Below are 17,443 nucleotides of genomic sequence, written 5' to 3'. Positions count from 1 at the left end.
ACTTCCCTCCTAGCTTCCTTTCTCGCTTTCCTGAGTTTTGTCAGTCAAGCAGGGGAACAGCCTCACCTCGTCCCCTGGAAACTCTAGACGGGTCTGCCCTGCGTGCCTTACGCCAACTGCTAGAACAAAAAGATCCCAGCAAACAATGGGGCAACCTCAAAAAAGTCCTCACCCCAGAAGGCGATTACCTCTGGCTCTGCGAACACCACGCCCGATCGTTCAAACCCTAAAACCATCCACTCCGCCAACGAAATTGTTCGATCGTTTGATCACCCTGTAAGGCTATGGCTCTTCATTGGTGAATTGCTCGATCACCGCTGGCTCAAGTCCAGTCAATTGAGCAACTTGAGCAACGGTCATACCAGACGCGATCAGATTCAACACCACTTGTTTTAACTGAGTCTCCGCTTGAATGGCGCGTTGGCGTTCCTGTTCGGCTTGTTGGCGCTCCTGTTCCGCTTGTTGGCGTGCGTATTCAGTATCGGTCAAAACCCGATTGCCCTGCTCGTCATACCAGCGCAGCCACAGGCGATCTCTTCGAGATACCCGCAAGGGGTCGATGCCTTCAAACTGACCTTGCCAGAGACCCAATCCTAGTTTGAGTTCGGGAATCCAGAGGCGATCGCTCTCAACAGATTGTTCTTGATAATGTCCGCCTGTCAGTTGAAAGAAGCGTAGTTGATTGGTGTAGCGGCTAAAAACAATGTAGTAAGGAACGCGCAAAATCTTTTCGTATACGTCCCATTTGCGCGGGGGCTTTTCTAAGGTGGGCTGTCCATTTTCATTTGAAACGACGGAGATTTCTGAAGATTCGGGGGCAGCGTTTTCACCCAGGTCTTCTTTTTCGGTGCCAGGTGACAAAAGCTCAATCACCACAAAGGGATGCACCGCTTCTTGCCACACTACGTAGCTAGAGCGCAGATCGGTATCATCATACAAACGAGGCACATCTAAGACCAGAAACCAGTCGGGGCGCTTGTGCCACTGAAGATGACGGACATCATAATAGAGATTGAGGTTGGTGCCTGTGAAGATACGATCGCTGGCATAATCAACCAACCGCAAAGTGCGACTCAAAAGTTGGGGCTGGAGGTCATGAAATTCGTCGGGCAAGCCGGGTTCCTCTGGGTCTTCACTGGGCAGATCATACATCGTCGGCAGGGTCTCTCTGGGCGACAAGGGCGGATCAGGTTGAAAGACGAAGGGAGGCATAAGGCGGCAAACAACAGGGCGATGACTTCTATTTTGCACGAAGGCTGGCGGTTAAAACCGCATCTATTAGAACGAAGTCTGCCTTGTAGTTTAGAAAAGGTGGCAGGTATATTGAATGCTTTCAAATACTTCATTACCGCCACATCAGGGATTTTCTGGTGAGAGGTCTAATCGTCTTAGTCGATTGCAAATAAACATCTTCTAGTAAAGTACTCGCGATTCGATCCCCCCTAGCCCCCTTTAAAAAGCTACGGTGTATACACAAGTCTATACTCACTTCGTTCTAGTCGGCTTCAGCCCCCTAAATCCCCCATTCTGGGGGACTTTAAGCAAAAAAGACTTCCAGAATTTAGAACCCTGATCAGCGTTCAAAGTCCCCCAAATTTGGGGGATTTAGGGGGCGAAGGATTACGGCAAGTACAGACCAATCGACTTGTGTATACACGGTAGCCTTGAAAAGAAGGGAAAATCAATACACAAATGGGAATTGAAATTAAGCGATCGACAAAATAACCTCAATTTGCAATCTACTGAGTCTGCCAAGAACAACGAGAACTATTAACAATTCCCCAAACCACCAGAAACAATTCTTTCATCCCTCATCCCTCCAAATTCTCTCTCACCCGACCGATTCGCAAAGAAACGTCTCATGCTAGAGTTCTGAAGTTATTGTCATTCTTCATCTTTTATGCCTTTCCCTCGATCTAGCGGCATCCTCTTGCACCCCACTTGTTTTCCTGGACGGTTTGGCATCGGCGAATTGGGTTCAGAAGCTCAGAAATTTGTAGACTTTATGGTCGATAGTGGGCAGCAGTTTTGGCAGGTGTTGCCGTTGGGGCCGACGGGGTATGGCAATTCTCCCTACTCGTCTTACTCGGCGATGGCTGGAAATCCTTTTCTGATTAGTCTCGAAGTGCTGCAAGATCAAGGCTGGCTCGAAGAATCGGATCTGTGGAACGTGCCCGATTTCCCGATCGACTGGGTAGATTTCGATCGCGTCACTGCTTTCAAGCTGCCTCTATTACACAAAGCCTGCAATCAGTTCAAAACTCAGGCGACAGCCGAACAGCAGCAAAAGTTTGCCGATTTTTGTCACAGTCGAGCTTATTGGCTAGAAGACTATGCGCTGTTTATGGCGTTGAAAGATGACCACGGCGGTGCAAGCTGGCACACCTGGAAGCCTGAATTAGCCAAACGCCAACCCGATGCAATGGTCGAGGCTCGCGAACGGCTGAATGCTGAAGTTTACTTCTACAAGTATGTTCAGTTTGAGTTTTTTCAACAGTGGGCTGAGGTCAAGAAGTGTGCGAACGATCGCAACATTCAAATCATTGGTGACATCCCCATCTATGTGGCTCACGATAGTTCTGATGTGTGGGCCAATCCTGAGAATTTTAGCCTGGATGAAAAGACGGGCGAAGCGGCGATGATGGCGGGCGTTCCTCCCGATTATTTTAGTGAGACGGGGCAACTGTGGGGCAATCCGGTTTACAACTGGGAGCATCTACAAGCAACGGGCTTTTCCTGGTGGATTCGGCGCTTTGAAGCCATGCTCGACTATGTGGATCTGATTCGGATTGATCATTTTCGTGGCTTTGAGGCGTATTGGGCGGTGCCCCAGGGCGAAGAGACTGCGATGAATGGCGAGTGGATCAAAGCTCCAGGCGAATACTTTTTTGAAACGCTCAATCAGAAGTTGGGCAGGTTGCCGATTTTGGCCGAAGATTTGGGCGTGATTACTCCAGAAGTGGATGCGCTGCGCGATCGCTTTGATTTCCCTGGCATGAAGATTCTGCAATTTGCCTTTGGTTCCGACCCTGGAAATCCCTTTTTGCCGTTCAATTTTGTTCGCAACTGTGTGGTCTATACCGGAACGCACGACAATGACACAACGGCTGGTTGGTATGACTCAGCATCCGATTGGGAAAAAGAGCAGCTTTATGATTATCTTGGCTGTATCAGTCCAGATGGGGTGCATTGGGATTTGATTCGTCTGGCACTGCAATCGATCGCCAATCAAGCACTTATCCCGCTTCAAGATTTGCTCGGTCTGGGCACCAATGCGCGAATGAATTTCCCAAGTACGGCAACGGGAAATTGGGGCTGGCGCTATCGAGGCGAGGCGCTCAATTCAGAAGTCAGTCAAAAGCTCAAAAAGCTGACCCATCTGACCGGGCGTTCTCCTGTTGTCGTCCAACCTTCGGATGAGGAAGAGGAAGCGTAGGCTGCGATCGATCCATTGGGTCAAAAATAATCTCATAATCACCTTGAGGATTGAGTCGAGTCAGCGCTTTGAGGTAGTCTTCGGCTTCTCCACGACGACGCAACCGAACGACGGCAATGTTTTGCAAATTGGCCAGTTTTTGAATGATGCACCACGGCGAAAGCTGATCTCGATATGTCATAGCTTCTAGAATCTGGTAATTTGGACAGGACAAGGTTTACCCAGAGGTTGCTTTGGGCGAAAAACTGTTGTGATAGAAATTCGACGAAATTCTTCGCTACGATTACCAATCCGGGCAGCCCCCTAAATCCCCCACGAGTGAGGGACTTTGAACCGGAGATCTTGCTCAAAAGTTCCCCAGAATTGTGGGGTTTGAGGCAGAAGCGCTGACTATCGAAGCCAAAAACTTGCATCGAATTCACGTTGCCTTAAGTGATTCAAAACTATGACGATTCGGCTACTTTTTTAAGTAGATTTCCGCCGCCCGGCTTCGCTGATTTTTCTAGAAGTTCTTGAGCGATCGCGTACCATTCTTCTCGCAGCGCTTTGTCTTTTTGGTCGTTGCTCAGTTCTTTGCCCCGACGATCGGGATATTTGTCGTAAAACTTTTCGTTGACCGATCGCACAAACTCACTGTAATCCAGCCCCAGTTCTCGGCAGCGGGTTTCTAGATAGTCGCCTCGACGCTGCTCTGCTGACGGAATTTTAGCCGGACTGGACGAAGACGCTAGTTTAGGCACCGCATTCAACAATCGCGGCACCGCCCACACGAGAACCCCAATCACCGCCCCAAACACAACGACTCGATAAACAATTTTGAGAACGCCAAGAACAGTAAATCTGACAACGCCAAAAATTCCTTTGAAGATTGCGCCCGTCACATAAGCGGTACTGCTGAGAACCCACATTGGAAATCGAAAAATATTGATTCCAGCATCTCTAGACGGATGAGTATTCACAACCGTGGTTTGTCGTCTGCGGCCCACCAATGCGATCGTATTTTGCTGCGTCAGAGAAGACACTTGAGACTGAACGGGCTGCGCCAGGTGTGGCTGAAGAACCTGTAAAACCTCCTGGGCGGATTGGTAGCGATCGCCGGGTCTATAATTCAACAAACGATTCATCACGTCGGCAAACTGAGGCGAAACGCTGACATAGCGCTGCCAAGTCCAATTCAAAGTGACGGGATCAAACAAGTCTTTGGGGTCGCGTCCCGTCAGCAACACAATGCAGGTCACCGCCAGAGAATACAAATCGCTGCTGGGATTGGCTTTACCTGTCTGGAGTTGTTCGGGGGCGGCGTAACCGGGCTTACCGACGAGCGTCTGGGACGCAACGGGTTGAGAAAGCTGGTTGGCAATGGCTCTGACAACCCCAAAATCAATGAGAACAGGCTGCTGATCGTGCGATCGCAAAATAATATTGTCGGGCGCAATGTCTCGATGAATAATCCCAATCGTATGAATGTAGGTCAACACGGGCAAAATCTGCTGCAACAGGGTGACCACTTCGGCCTCGCTAAAGGTAAACCCGCCTCGCTGACGATCGTCCAATAGCGTCTCATAGGTTTCGCCCTCGACATAATCTTGAGCCAAAAACAACAAGTCACGATCGACCGTGTGTACCTCAAACAATTCTCGAAAACGGGGAATCTGAGGATGACGAAGCTGATACAACACCCCCGCCTCTCGCGTAAACAAATCCTTGGCTTTTTGCAGCGCCGCCACTCCCTGATCTTGAGGCGCAAACTCTTTGAGAACGCAGGGTTCATTAAACCGATTAGTGTCTTGCACCAGATAAGTCCTGCCAAATCCGCCCTGTCCCAGGATGCGATCGACGCGGTATCGATTTTGAATCAGAGTGCCTGTGGGAAGCGGTGACTGCATAAGAGGGGATGAGGGATGAAACGGCTGGCGGATTTTTGACAGTTAGGATTTGGTCTAATTTAAGGTGAATTCGATGAAATTGTTTACTTCCTGCTGTTCGAGATATGCACGAGGGGTTGCAGCTTTAGAACGTGTCTTGAAGTCCCCTAGAATTGGCAGCTTGGGGGGCAGAAAATTTAGGTACCGAAGCGAGGAATTTCATCAAATTCACGTCTAATTAGAATAACGCTTTCCAAATTTACCATTGGTTTTTGAGTAGCGTCAGCAGAAAGGGGCGCTTTTTGCACTCGGCTTCGATGTCGTCTCAGGAATGTTGGACAATCAATGAAGAGACCTTAAGAAACAAGCCTGCCCGTGAAACGCCGCCAACTTCTCAAACAGCTTCTACAAACTTCGGGAGGACTGATCGCTGCCAGCTTTTTGGGCGGTTGTCAGTCGAAAGCGATCGACCCGTTGTTTCTCCTCAATTTGCTCAATCCTAACGATCGCCTACCTGATCACATCATCACGCCATTGAGTGAATTTTATGTGCAGTCCTATGCGCTGGCATCAAGGGTAGACGCTGAAACCTGGCAACTCAAACTGACCGGAGCCGTCAAACAGCCGATCGTCCTCAATTTTCAGGAAATTCTTGAGGCTCCGCAGGAATCGTTTTATCTGACGATGGAATGTATTGGCAATCCCGCAGGCGGCAATCTGATCGGCAACGCCCAATGGACAGGAACGCCGCTCTTACCCTTTTTGCAAAAAGCTGGAATTGATCAGGCAGCGATCGAGTTTGCCTTAAAGGGAGCCGATTTTTATGAAACCACGTTGCCAGCTTCAGAGGTGCTCCGTCCCGATGTGCGACTCGTCCATCAGATGAATGGTCAATCTCTGACCGCTGCACATGGCTATCCGGTTCGCATTTTGATTCCAGGACACTTTGGGCAAAAACAACCAAAATGGCTGGTCGAAATCGAGGCGTTGACGACCTCAAAGCGAGGCTTTTGGGAGCATCAAGGCTGGTCAAATACCGCAGAAATTCCGACCCATTCGCTGATGCGTCAGGTGCAAAACACGCGGGTCTGGAATCGTCACCATCAGGTCAATCTCAGCCGAGACGGTGAAACAGGTTGGCAAAAAGGCGTTTTGATCGCCGGAGTCGCGTTAGACAAATCTGCGCCCATTCAGTCGATCGAACTCAGTCTTGATGAAGGCAAAACCTGGCAACCCACCGATCAAAACCGTCCCGATTCTCCTCACGAATGGACGCTGTGGCGCTATCTCTGGCAACCAAACCAGCCTGGAAAATATACGCTACTCGCACGGGCAACCTCCGATCGCCAACAGCAGCCCTTAGAAGACAAAGACGGCAAAGACGGCAGTTCTGGCATTCTCAAAATTCAAGTCACACTAGACGCTTAGAATTGAGAATTAACTCACTTGCCGCCAGTTTTGATAATCTCTAGCCCCAGCGAGGCGCAAAGGAGCCACTGAGTTAATTCTTGGAACCGTTGGCTGAAACGATGGCACTAGGACGATAGCCGAAACGGTGCCTACGATCGCCATCAATGCCAATAGCCTGACGGTCATTTTGCCTGTCCATTGATACTTCATAAGTTTGAGGTAAGGACTGCCGATCGGCGACTTAGAAAACTTTCTGCAAAGATGATATTGCCGTCAAGATATCAATTCTTCGGCATTGCTAAATCGTGGGATGAATTGCCCCAAAGCGGCGGGAAACCCAAGGTTCAAAGTCGCCCAATTTTGGGGAATTTAGGGGGCGAAAAGATGGACACTTCCCACGCATTCATCCCTCCAATCAGCAACGCCCAATTCTTCTATTGGTCACCTTCTATCTGCGGGTCATTAGAAGTTCTCTTATGTAGCAATCTTGAATCATTTGTGAAAGTCTTCAAAGGGCAGGCTCTTAGCCTTTGATTGACGGCTAACCCCTAACGACCAAATTCTCACAACTCAAACAGGATAGCTATTCACTATCTATGCTAACTAATCCTCAAGGTATAGAATTGCGCGATACGATCGCCACCTACGAAGTTCCCCTGAAATCAAGAACTTAATCTTTATATAATTTGCGTGAAATCACCGTCTTCGCTCCGTGTCTTCAGGCTTCTCCTTATAAAGTGGAATGAAGGTATACGTCCGAAAAGTCATGATGGGTGAGGAAACGGGAGTGAGTCAAGGTCTCAGCCAGGAGAAGCTCAGTATTTATACTAAAGTTTCAGTAGTGATTCCTACAGTTGATCGAGCAGAAACGATCGGTGAAGCGATCGAACGAATTTTTGCAGGAACGGTTCAGCCTTTTGAAATCATTGTCGTCGATCAAAGTAAGAATGATTTGACCTACAACGCTCTATCAAAGTTCATTCAGTCTGGCAAAGTACGCTATCTCAAAGATGAAGGGTCGGGCGCTTCTAGAAGTCGAAATATTGGTTGGAGAAATGCATCTGGCGAAATTATTGCCTTCACTGATGATGATGCTCAAGTCGATTCACAGTGGTTAGAAACCATTCAGCGCACTTTTTCTCAGACGCATCTCAAAATTGGTGTTTTGGGGGGCAAAATTATTCCATCCTATGAGCAAAAAAATGCTAACTGGAGCATTCCTGAAAAGTGGGAATATCTTCTGCCTGCCTACGATCAGGGCGATCAGTTGAGCCTGTATCAAGCCGAAAATTTGCCAGCAGGGGTCAATTACTCGGTCTATCGATCGGTGCTAGAAAAGTTCTCTGGTTTTGATGAAAGTCTGGGGCCAAATGTAAGTCGAGGCATTCAAATTTATGGAGAGGATGCTGAGTTTGCTTTACGGTTACAACAAAACGGGTTCGACATTGTATATAACCCAAACTGCATTGTTCACCATCCTGTTCCTCTCAGTAGACAAACCCAAAACTTTTTAGAAAAGCGGTTGATTTCAGAAGGGGCAACCTATGTGTTTATGCAGACCAAAACCAACAGCAATTTGTGGGAATGTCTGGTAACGCTAGTCAAAAGTCTAGTCAGATATGCTCAGTGGTTTCTCAGTCGGAGAAGACAAAACGATCGACACTATCTCACCGGAAAAATCACAGCACTGCTCAAATGCGGACTGCTCAAACGACATCCAGATTCTCTCTAAACGATCGCCATACAATCAGCAAAGAACATCGGACTAAAGACGTTAGACGTTTGACATTGAACATTGGACGGAGGACGCTAAATTGAACGCTAAACGGAACCTCACGTGGATAAAGTTTCCTCACTTCGCTGTCTAAGACTTCTACCCGCCAACCTCCCAATTCTAGAGACTTTCAGAGGAGACTTCTGGTTCAATGTCTTTCATAAGCGGGGGAACTTATGGAGCATTCTTCCTATGTCCAACGTCTTCAGTTCCATGTCTAAAGTTTCCTCGACCTGATAGGTTGCAGTTGTAAATTTAGAAAGCCCGGAGATTTTTTACCCGGCGTTGCTGATTGGAGGGATGAATGCGTGGGAAGTGTCCATCTTTTCGCCCCCTAAATCCCCAAAATTGGGGAACTTTGAACCTTGGGTTTTCCGCCGCTTTGGGGCAATTCATTCCCTGATTCAGCAACGTTTTTTACCCTAACGGCTAGGGGTTGAATTGTTTCCATTGAAGACAAGGGAGGCAGGTAAGGGCGATCGTTCTCCTATGGTGTAGCCTCGCGATCGAATCAGTTTCTGTAAATGTGCGACTCGATGTTTGGAGGGGGGATGGGTGGCCAAAATTGCGGTTAAGTGCGATCGTTCTTTTTGCCCCATTCGCTCAAAAAAGTCGGTGGCTCCGGCGACCTGTCCATAAGTGGCTTGCAGCAGGGTCAGACCTAATTCGTCGGCTTGCGTTTCTTGGCGTTGAGAAAATCTGGCTTGACTGAGTGCAACTGCACTAGAAGTGGCGATCGACTGCAACGATCCGGCATCTCCCACAAAGACAGAGAATGCTAACTGTAGCAGTAATCCCTGTCCAATTCCCCGAAGGTGATCACGATGGGCAAAGTGTCCCAATTCATGTCCCAAAATCATCATCAACTCATTCTCAGATTTGACTTCTTTGAGTAACCCCTGATAGATAAGAATACGATCGCCAGGGATAGCTGCTGCATTGATCGTTGGTTCTGGAATGTATAAAACTTGATAATCGCGTTTTTGATCGCTGGACTGTTTTGCTTTGAGGCGATCGAGCAGTTGGTTGAGGGTGTCTTGAGTGGGCGAAGGTTGAGATAGTTTCTCGTAAGTTGGGACAATCAGCGCTCCCAGTCTCTGCTCGACACTAGGCGGAATCCACCAAACGATCGCATTCACCAGCGCTGACATTGACCAAAAGCCAACCAAAATAACGCTGAACATCAAAGCCGCCAGTTTGAGCAGTTGGGGGCTTGATGGGGGAGGATTGCGATCGCTGTAAGCGGCCGTACCAGGGGCAAGTTTGATTGGAGGCATAGCACGTCAGGTTAGTTATTGCTCTTGACAGGTCGAAAAGGCTGCAAAAAGTTGAGCAACTGATGCAGGTGACGCGACTGAACCCACAAGCGACCTTTGCCACTAAAGCGACAGACTAACCCCTCCCCGCCAAAGAGTCCGGTTCTCAGTCCCCTAAAGGATAAGCCACCCATCATTTCAACCTGATAGCTCAACGTGTCTTCAAAGGCGGCAACATAGCCCGTGTCCACAACATAAGAGCCGTCTACCGGAATTTCGAGAACTGCTCCGTAGGAACTGAACCAGAGATCACCCGTGCCGCTGGCTTTAATCAAAAAGAGCGATTCGCCACTAAAAAAGCCTTTCATACCCTGAAATTTTGTGTCAAGCGTGACGGTTGGGCTACAGGCCACAAATCCAGATGACTGCACCATCAGAGCATTGCCGTTGAGAGCATAGTGTTTTAGATCGCCCGGTACGCCAGGGGAAACCAAGAGATCACCCGATCGCTGCTTGGCGGTAAATTCGCTGACAAACAAGGACTCGCCGCCTATCATGCGACCCAGGCTTTTCATCAGTCCGCCTTGCATTTTGGACTTCATCTGAATGCAGCTATCCATTGCGGCCAGGGCACCTGACTCAACGAGGACGGTTTGATCAGGTCGAAGTTTGAGTTTCAAAGAGGCATACGCGGGAGCGTGTTGGATATCGTAGGCGATTGGGTTGGACATAGAGGGATGAGGGATGAGGGATGAGGGAGAACGTAGGTTGATTAGCGGGCGGGTAGCTGACTGCCGATCATGCGTCCAAATGCGCTGGGGTTGTGGGTTTGGCAGAAGAGGCGACCTTTGCCTTGAAAGCGGCAGACTAGACCTTCTCCGCCCATCAGGGTGCCTAGCCAGCTTTTGTTGACTCTGGTAATGGAGAAGTTTAGGCTTTGCTCAAAGGCGACGATGTGACCGGTATCGACAATGTATTCGCCATCGACTTCGATTTCGTAGATGCCGCCAAACGAGCTGAGGAGAATTAGCCCCTGACCTGTGACGTTGAGCCAGAAAATTGACTCGCCCGAAAAGACGGACTTGAAGCCTTGGAATCCCAGTTCTATATCGACTCCAGGTGTGCTGGCGAGGTAGCCTGTTGATTGCACGATCAATCCGGTGGAGGTGAGTTGGTAGGGGAGAATGTCGCCAATTAGCTTGGGGGCTAGATAAACTTCACCTGCGCTGGTGCCCGATCGAAACACGCTCAAAAATAGCGACTCGCCGGCCACCATCCGTTTGAGTCCGCCCAACAGTCCGCCGCCTTTGCCCTTTCTGAGCGTGGTGCTGACGTTGAGAAATCCGCTCATGGCAACCATTGATCCGGCTTCGGCGACCAGTTCTTCTTGAGGATCGAGATCAATTTTGGCGATCGAACTATCGGGTTGATGTAAAACTTCGACTTGCATGGGTTTCCTTAAATGTGTGGGTCGATCAGACACGAATTGCTAACGCACTTTAGTTCGCAAAAACCGCACCAGCCCGCCAATACTGCGAGATTGAAGGTAGATTTCTCCTTGTCCAGAGAGCCGATTCACCAGCCCTTCTCCAGAGGTGACGGAGCCAATCAGACCACCTGATAAGCCGACTTTCATTTGAATGCCAGGGTCGTATGCCACGAGATGCCCCGAATCGACAATAAAATCACCTTTGATCTGCTGTTTGGTCAGACCGCCGTAGGCTCCAAAGAAAACGAGTCCGTTGCCGCTCAACTTGAGTTTGAACAATCCCTCACCCGCCAGCCAACTCGAAAACCCTGCCCAATGTACGCTCATTTTTACGCCTCCGGCATGGGCAATATAGGCACCGGGTTGAAAGCAAATTTCGCGGCCTTTCAGTTCTAAAGCCAGCATGTCGCCGATCATCGACTGCGTTAGCACCAATTCCAGAGGCTTTTGAGTGGGATTGGTAAACTTGTTGACAAACAAAGACTCGCCCCCAAAAAACTTTCTGACTAGGGCTGGAATCAAGCCACCCGAAAACTCAGTTTGCATTGACAATTGGGCTGCCATACTGGCCATGGCTCCTGATTCTGCGGTTAGGCTTTCTCCAGGGTTGAGCGTGACAAAGACAGCAGCAAAAGCGGGCTTGTAGCGGATATCGTATCTCACAGCGATTTCCCTGCGATGAAGGTTATTTTGTCGTCAGTGTGCCCCGATCGCTTGCACTGATCACGACTGTTGATAGCAACCAGAAAAGGGGCGATCGTTCCGCATAAATTTGCAGAAGATCAGACCTTCTTTTTTAGGATGCCTTTGCGATGTGCAACTAATTCGCCCTCATCCCAACCCTTCTCCCCAGGGTGGTTTCATACAAGGAAAAAATAGTGAGGATTTTTGATTCCTTCGTTGAGGTTCGCTCAAAGTTGCGAACGCTACGCGCCACAAAGTGTTCGCAGAGACTGAACAATCAGGCTTCCGGGTTTCCTTTTGGTGTACGAAACCACCCTGCTCCAAAGTGATTCAAGAGGGATACTTCCTCGTGCAACAGAACAAAGTTCTCCCTCATCCCTACCAAATCCCCCGCTTTCCAGACGGTCTGACCGTCATCCAATTCGTTCGAGCCATCGCCAACTGTTCGGGGGTGAGCTTTGCCCCAGTCAGATTAGCCCCACAAAGATTGGCTCCCCGCAGGTTGGCATTGAGCAGATAGGCACCACTGAGATCGGCCCCCCGCAGGTCGGCTCCTTCTAAATCAGCATTATTAAGATAAGCCTTAATCATATTGGCATCTCGCAAATTGGCTCGACCGAGGTTTGCCCGCCCAAAGTCTGTGCCCAACAGGTTTGCCCCTTGCAGGTTGACCCGGCTCAAGTTTCCCTGATGAAAGACCGCTCCTGATAAGTTGACCCGTGGCAAAATCAGCGCTGCCAGATCATAGGAGGCAAAATCGCGCTTGCCCTTGCTGTAGTAGCTTTGTAGGCTCTGAGAATCCAGCTTTTGAGGTGCTTTTGTCTGTTCTCCAGAGGTGCCCGTCCGCCCGCTAGAGTCGCGATTTTTGGTGCCCATGCCCGAAGGTTTGGCGGCCATGACCCGATTGCGAGCAGCACCCGACTGCAAACTAGTCGATTCAGTGCGGCTTTGTCGAGCGCGGATGGCCATCGCAGCACGAGCGGCCGGCGAGGAAGAAGGCTGGGAGTCAGGCTCCGATCGCTCAATCCCCCGGTGTCCGGGTCTGGGATTGACGCTATTCATACTGTTGGCGAGGCTGTCGAGATACGGCTCCAAATCCAGCGCCCGAAAGATATCATTGGCGTTTTGATAGCGGTGACGCACCGAGACTTCCAGCATTTTCTTTAAGACGCTGGCAAAGTGATCGCTGACTTGGACTTGCTTTTGCCAGACGAGTTCACCCGTTGCGGGGTCGTAATCCAAATCCTTGGGCGACTTTCCGGTGAGTAGATAAATGCAGGTAACACCAAGCGCGTAGATATCACTGGCATAGACCGGACGCATCGCCATCTGCTCCGGTGGGGCAAAGCCGGGAGTGCCGATCGCATAAGAAGTCAAAGCAGTCTGTTCAGAGAGACTTGCAGAGGCGGCGTTGACCTGATTTTTGACGGCTCCAAAGTCGATGAGGACAAGTTTACAATCGTGCGATCGCCGAATCAGATTGGCAGGCTTGATGTCACGGTGAATGACTTGATGGCTATGAATATATTGCAGAACAGGCAAAAGTTCGCTGAGAAACTGCTTGACCCCAGCTTCACTAAAAGGCTGTCCCGATCGCTTAATCTCTTGCTGAAGGGTTGCCCCACTAATATATTCTTGAACTAGATAAAATTCTTGGCTGGCATCAAAATAGTCAAGCAGGCGAGGGATCTGGGGATGATTGCCAATTCTACCCAGGGTTTCGGCTTCTCGCTGAAAGAGTTCTCGTGCCATTTCCAACACATGGGGAGCCGTCGCCGTCGGGCGCAATTGCTTGATCACGCAGTTAGGCTGTCCGGGCAAAGATTCGTCCCGCGCCAAAAAAGTAGCCCCAAAGCCGCCCTGACCCAATGCATGTAGAATTCGATAGCGATCGCGGAGCAATAGCTTTGAACCACAAGCCTGACACAGTTCAGCGTGGAGTAGATTTTCAGGATGGGAACAGAGTGGATTCAGGCAGTAGCTCATTCGGCATTACCCGTGTTGGTGGTGACTACTGGGATATTGCTACCCTACCCTTATTATCTGGGCATGGACGATATAAAGTAGTGTGAATTGTGCCGCAAATCTTTGAAGAATTGCTAAAGTTGCTTGCTGGTGATTTAGGTAGTGAGGATTTGACGATATTCAGATTTCCATCTTTAGGAAGACTCCTAATCATAGAGAATACCCAGAAATTTAGGGTCTGCAAACAACCATACCGCGAACTTTCCTCCAGTGATTGGCTGGTTTTTGGTAATTAGAGATCTTAAAGGCAATCGCTAGGAGCAGAAAGTCACCTAGATAACACAGGTTAAAGTTGTGTCGTTCTGGCAGTCTGGGCGACGATCGTGCTCCTCATTCGATCACTTGCTTCCGTCATCTATTAATGGATACTTCCACTCAAGCGAATTTCCGCACGGTTAGAGAAAGTTGACTTTATTTTCAATAGGGCCGGCTCAAAAGCAGGGGTCTATTTTGGAAGGATGTCAGCAAATTCAATGAGGTCTTTTTATTTTGCTCCGCTTTAAATAATCGAGGCTTGACAGTTCACAAAGTAACGTCACTTTAGAACTGACTGAGGATGAATAGATCGATCGGGACGAGTCTGCAAAATTCCGCTTTGCTCCCTCCTTGAGCGGTAGAATGATTCAGATTGACATCGGTCAAATTGGCACATCAAAAGCAAGCTACATGCGTATTTCTTTGAACTGGCTGCGCGAACTCGTGGATATTTCTCTGACTCCGGAGGCGTTGGCGGATCGGCTGACGATGGCGGGGTTTGAGGTCGAAGAGATTGAAGACCGACGCACCTGGGCAAATGGGGTCGTCGTCGGTAAAGTGCTGGAGCGAGATCCTCATCCCAATGCCGATCGCTTGAGTGTGTGTCAGGTTGATATTGGAGCGGGAACGCCGTCTACGATCGTCTGTGGTGCGGCTAATGTGCGGGCTGGCGTTTATGTCCCGGTGGCGACGTTGGGCACTTATTTACCCAAAGTTGATCTAAAGATCAAGCCAGCCAAGCTGCGGGGCGTTGCCTCGGAGGGCATGATCTGTTCGCTGTCAGAGTTGGGGCTGACTAAGGAATCTGAGGGAATTCACATTTTTGAGGACGCGAACACCTCTGGTGCAGAAAGCCTGAGCGTTGGCAGCGATGTGCGTCCTTTATTGGGGTTGGATGATGTCATTCTCGATCTGACTTCGACCGCTAATCGGGCGGATGCGTTGAGTATGGTTGGGGTGGCGCGAGAAGTGTCCGCTTTGACGGGAGCCACGCTGAGACTTCCAGAAGCGGCGGAGCCGACGATTCGATCTGGGGGCAATTTAGCGGTCAAGGTTTCAGATTCTCAGGCTTGCCCGACTTATATTGGGACGGCGATCGAGGGCGTAAAAATTGCCCCTTCTCCTCTATGGCTACAACAGCGCCTCCAATCGGCAGGCATTCGTCCGATCAGTAACGTTGTCGATGCGACCAACTACATTCTGTTGGAATGGGGACAGCCGCTTCATGCCTTTGATGGCGATCAATTAATGTCGGTTGCAGGAAGTGAGAAGCTGGCAATTGGAGTCCGGTTTGCTCAGTCGGGTGAATCGCTGAAGACGCTAGATGGACAAACCAGAACGCTTCAAGAACAAACGCTGGTGATCACCGCAAACAATCACCCTGTGGCCCTCGCGGGTGTGATGGGAGGTGCCGACACCGAAGTAGGCGAAGGAACGCAGAATTTGATGCTGGAGGCGGCTTTGTTTGATTCGGCGATCGTTCGGCGATCGGCGCGTTCTCAAGGGATGCGGACGGAAGCATCGGCGCGGTATGAACGGGGAGTCAATGTGGCAGAGCTAGAAACTGCCTGTCGTCGAGCTTTACAGCTAATTACACAACTCGCGGGTGGGGCGGTGGTCGCTCAAGAAAAGGCCGATGCGCGTCAGGATGAAACTCGGACGATCGCCCTGCGGCTAGAGCGCGTCAATCAAGTGTTGGGCATGGTGGATTTAGGAGAGGAACTGGGCGATCTTCAGGTCAAAGATATTGAGAAAACCCTGACGGCGCTGGGCTGTCAACTGGCTCCCACAAATAAGCCGGAAGTCTGGAATGTCACCGTTCCGCCCTACCGCAGTCGAGATTTGGAGCGGGAGATTGACCTGATCGAGGAGATTGCGCGGCTGTATGGCTACGACAATTTTTGTGACACGTTGCCTGCCAAAAGTGAACCGGGATTTTTGTCGATCGAACAGGTGATCACCCGCAAACTTCGCGAAGCCTTGAGAGGAGCAGGTTTGACGGAGCTAATTCACTACTCGCTGGGCAAGCCGGGAGCCGATCGAGAAGTCGTGCTGGCAAATCCCTTGTTCACCGAATATTCTGCTCTACGGACTGATTTGATTGCTGGCTTGATCACCGCTTTTCAGTACAACTTAGAGCAGGGCAACGGGGCGCTGAATGGTTTTGAAGTGGGGCATGTGTTCTTTTGTGAAGAAGACGGATTGACCGAAGCCGAATTCATCGCCGGAATTTTGGGGGGCGACCCAACGGAGGGCAAATGGGTTCGGAGTGGACGCGAGCAGCCTTTGACGTGGTTTGAGGCAAAAGGCTTGCTGGATGCGGTCTTTAAGCGAGTCGGATTGGCGGTGGAATATCAGCCCGATCGCCGTGATCCCCGCCTGCATCCGGGTCGGACAGCTTCTCTGTGGGTGCGGGGCAATCGATTGGGAACCTTTGGACAACTCCATCCTCAATTGCGTCAAGAACGCGATCTGCCCGATGAGGTTTACGTCTTTCAGCTAGATTTGAATGTGGCGATCGACCAGTTAGATCAAGACGAAGCGCTAATTCCCATTTTTCAGCCTTACTCGACTTATCCGCCGTCCGATCGCGATCTGGCTTTCTACGTGTCTACCGATGTGTTGGTGGCTGACCTGGAGCGATCAATGGTCAAAGCCAGCGGCAAACTGCTCGAATCGGTGACCCTGTTTGATGAATATCGGGGCGATCGGGTTCCAGAAGGACAGCGTAGTTTGGCGTTTCGGTTGGTGTATCGAGCGGACGATCGCACCCTCACTGATGAAGATATCGAGCCAGTGCACCAAAAAGTCCGAGAAGCACTAGTCGAAAAATTTCGCGTAGAACTGAGAAGTTAGGAATCAAGTTAGGAATTAGAGCCATGCCCAAGTATGTGATGTGGGGAAGCTACTGTGAGGATGTTCTCGAAAAGCGATCGCCTTACCGTCAGGCTCATTTAGATGGCTTGGCAAAGCAAAAGGAAACTGGAGTGTTGATGACGATCGGGCCTACCAAAGATGTCACCAAAGTTTTTGCGCTCTACGAAGCTAACGATGAAGCAACAGTGCGTCAGTTAGTCGAGTCTGACCCCTACTGGCAAAACGGCATCTGGACAGAATACGACGTAAAAGAATGGATTCAAGCGATCTAAGCCTAAAGAAACGTGAATTCGATGAAATCTTTCGCTGCGGTTGTGAATCCAGGCAGCCCCCTAAATCCCCCACGAGTGAGGGACTTTGAACCCAAAATCT

At 49.9% G+C, this 17,443-nt stretch carries 15 protein-coding genes; 6 read left to right on the top strand and 9 right to left on the bottom strand.

Going from position 1 to position 17,443, the window contains the following annotated elements:
- The coding region (locus tag ACJ2PR_RS30685) for a hypothetical protein (protein ID WP_446879830.1) at positions 1-230 on the top strand (230 nt) is incomplete at its 5' end.
- Positions 231-282: 52 nt separating this feature from the next.
- Here ACJ2PR_RS30685 and ACJ2PR_RS30680 read toward each other — a convergent pair.
- Positions 283-1,212, bottom strand: coding sequence for a Uma2 family endonuclease (locus ACJ2PR_RS30680; RefSeq protein WP_446879829.1), 930 nt, complete (start codon positions 1,210-1,212; stop codon positions 283-285).
- A 688-nt stretch (positions 1,213-1,900) separates the two neighbouring features.
- Between ACJ2PR_RS30680 and malQ the strand changes: the two genes are divergently transcribed.
- A complete protein-coding gene (gene malQ, locus ACJ2PR_RS30675; protein ID WP_446879828.1) occupies positions 1,901-3,436 on the top strand; it encodes a 4-alpha-glucanotransferase in 1,536 nt (511 codons plus the stop codon).
- Here the strand turns inward: malQ and ACJ2PR_RS30670 are convergent.
- Positions 3,363-3,617, bottom strand: coding sequence for a hypothetical protein (locus tag ACJ2PR_RS30670; RefSeq protein WP_446879827.1), 255 nt, complete (start codon positions 3,615-3,617; stop codon positions 3,363-3,365). The two genes, malQ and ACJ2PR_RS30670, sit on opposite strands and share 74 nt — an antisense overlap.
- A gap of 262 nt (positions 3,618-3,879) precedes the next feature.
- Entirely contained in the window at positions 3,880-5,322 is a 1,443-nt protein-coding gene (locus tag ACJ2PR_RS30665) for a protein kinase domain-containing protein (RefSeq protein ID WP_446879826.1), read from the bottom strand.
- Positions 5,323-5,676: 354 nt separating this feature from the next.
- Here ACJ2PR_RS30665 and ACJ2PR_RS30660 point away from each other — a divergent pair, with 354 nt between their 5' ends.
- Complete coding sequence (locus ACJ2PR_RS30660; protein ID WP_446857017.1) at positions 5,677-6,729, top strand: molybdopterin-dependent oxidoreductase; 1,053 nt, start codon at positions 5,677-5,679, stop codon at positions 6,727-6,729.
- A 9-nt stretch (positions 6,730-6,738) separates the two neighbouring features.
- On the opposite strand, the gene ACJ2PR_RS30655 is transcribed toward ACJ2PR_RS30660, so the two are convergent.
- Positions 6,739-6,921: a hypothetical protein gene (locus ACJ2PR_RS30655; protein ID WP_446870874.1), complete on the bottom strand. Its 183-nt coding sequence runs from the start codon at positions 6,919-6,921 to the stop codon at positions 6,739-6,741.
- A 532-nt stretch (positions 6,922-7,453) separates the two neighbouring features.
- On the opposite strand from ACJ2PR_RS30655, the gene ACJ2PR_RS30650 reads away from it, so the two are divergent.
- Entirely contained in the window at positions 7,454-8,443 is a 990-nt protein-coding gene (locus tag ACJ2PR_RS30650) for a glycosyltransferase family 2 protein (protein ID WP_446870875.1), read from the top strand.
- Between the two features lie 464 nt (positions 8,444-8,907).
- On the opposite strand, the gene ACJ2PR_RS30645 is transcribed toward ACJ2PR_RS30650, so the two are convergent.
- From ACJ2PR_RS30645 to ACJ2PR_RS30625, 5 genes are all read right to left on the bottom strand, one after another.
- Positions 8,908-9,762 (bottom strand): M48 family metallopeptidase, encoded by an 855-nt coding sequence (locus ACJ2PR_RS30645; protein WP_446870876.1) that lies wholly within the window; start codon positions 9,760-9,762, stop codon positions 8,908-8,910.
- A gap of 11 nt (positions 9,763-9,773) precedes the next feature.
- Positions 9,774-10,472: a TIGR00266 family protein gene (locus ACJ2PR_RS30640; RefSeq protein ID WP_446857013.1), complete on the bottom strand. Its 699-nt coding sequence runs from the start codon at positions 10,470-10,472 to the stop codon at positions 9,774-9,776.
- A gap of 41 nt (positions 10,473-10,513) precedes the next feature.
- Complete coding sequence (locus ACJ2PR_RS30635) at positions 10,514-11,191, bottom strand: TIGR00266 family protein (protein WP_446879825.1); 678 nt, start codon at positions 11,189-11,191, stop codon at positions 10,514-10,516.
- A 39-nt stretch (positions 11,192-11,230) separates the two neighbouring features.
- The gene (locus ACJ2PR_RS30630; RefSeq protein WP_446879824.1) at positions 11,231-11,893 is read right to left on the bottom strand and encodes a TIGR00266 family protein; all 663 of its coding nucleotides are present in this window, start codon (positions 11,891-11,893) and stop codon (positions 11,231-11,233) included.
- 399 nt (positions 11,894-12,292) lie between these two features.
- A complete protein-coding gene (locus ACJ2PR_RS30625) occupies positions 12,293-13,900 on the bottom strand; it encodes a protein kinase domain-containing protein (protein WP_446857010.1) in 1,608 nt (535 codons plus the stop codon).
- Between the two features lie 657 nt (positions 13,901-14,557).
- Between ACJ2PR_RS30625 and pheT the strand changes: the two genes are divergently transcribed.
- Positions 14,558-17,050 (top strand): phenylalanine--tRNA ligase subunit beta, encoded by a 2,493-nt coding sequence (gene pheT, locus ACJ2PR_RS30620; RefSeq protein ID WP_446879823.1) that lies wholly within the window; start codon positions 14,558-14,560, stop codon positions 17,048-17,050.
- A 23-nt stretch (positions 17,051-17,073) separates the two neighbouring features.
- The gene (locus tag ACJ2PR_RS30615; protein ID WP_446857008.1) at positions 17,074-17,343 is read left to right on the top strand and encodes a YciI family protein; all 270 of its coding nucleotides are present in this window, start codon (positions 17,074-17,076) and stop codon (positions 17,341-17,343) included.
- The last annotated feature ends 100 nt before the right edge of the window (positions 17,344-17,443 follow it).

The organism is Phormidesmis sp. 146-33 (assembly GCF_052939515.1).
The sequence above is the reverse complement of the archived record's forward strand: the minus strand, read 5'-3'. Positions and strand labels throughout refer to the sequence as shown.

Excerpts from the sequence above, each read along its gene's own strand:
- ACJ2PR_RS30680 (WP_446879829.1), bottom strand. The coding sequence starts at position 1,212 with ATGCCTCCCTTCGTCTTTCAACCTGATCCGCCCTTGTCGCCCAGAGAG.
- malQ (WP_446879828.1), top strand. The coding sequence starts at position 1,901 with ATGCCTTTCCCTCGATCTAGCGGCATCCTCTTGCACCCCACTTGTTTT.
- ACJ2PR_RS30670 (WP_446879827.1), bottom strand. The coding sequence starts at position 3,617 with ATGACATATCGAGATCAGCTTTCGCCGTGGTGCATCATTCAAAAACTG.
- ACJ2PR_RS30665 (WP_446879826.1), bottom strand. The coding sequence starts at position 5,322 with ATGCAGTCACCGCTTCCCACAGGCACTCTGATTCAAAATCGATACCGC.
- ACJ2PR_RS30655 (WP_446870874.1), bottom strand. The coding sequence starts at position 6,921 with ATGAAGTATCAATGGACAGGCAAAATGACCGTCAGGCTATTGGCATTG.
- ACJ2PR_RS30650 (WP_446870875.1), top strand. The coding sequence starts at position 7,454 with ATGAAGGTATACGTCCGAAAAGTCATGATGGGTGAGGAAACGGGAGTG.
- ACJ2PR_RS30645 (WP_446870876.1), bottom strand. The coding sequence starts at position 9,762 with ATGCCTCCAATCAAACTTGCCCCTGGTACGGCCGCTTACAGCGATCGC.
- ACJ2PR_RS30640 (WP_446857013.1), bottom strand. The coding sequence starts at position 10,472 with ATGTCCAACCCAATCGCCTACGATATCCAACACGCTCCCGCGTATGCC.
- ACJ2PR_RS30635 (WP_446879825.1), bottom strand. The coding sequence starts at position 11,191 with ATGCAAGTCGAAGTTTTACATCAACCCGATAGTTCGATCGCCAAAATT.
- ACJ2PR_RS30625 (WP_446857010.1), bottom strand. The coding sequence starts at position 13,900 with ATGAGCTACTGCCTGAATCCACTCTGTTCCCATCCTGAAAATCTACTC.
- pheT (WP_446879823.1), top strand. The coding sequence starts at position 14,558 with ATGATTCAGATTGACATCGGTCAAATTGGCACATCAAAAGCAAGCTAC.
- ACJ2PR_RS30615 (WP_446857008.1), top strand. The coding sequence starts at position 17,074 with ATGCCCAAGTATGTGATGTGGGGAAGCTACTGTGAGGATGTTCTCGAA.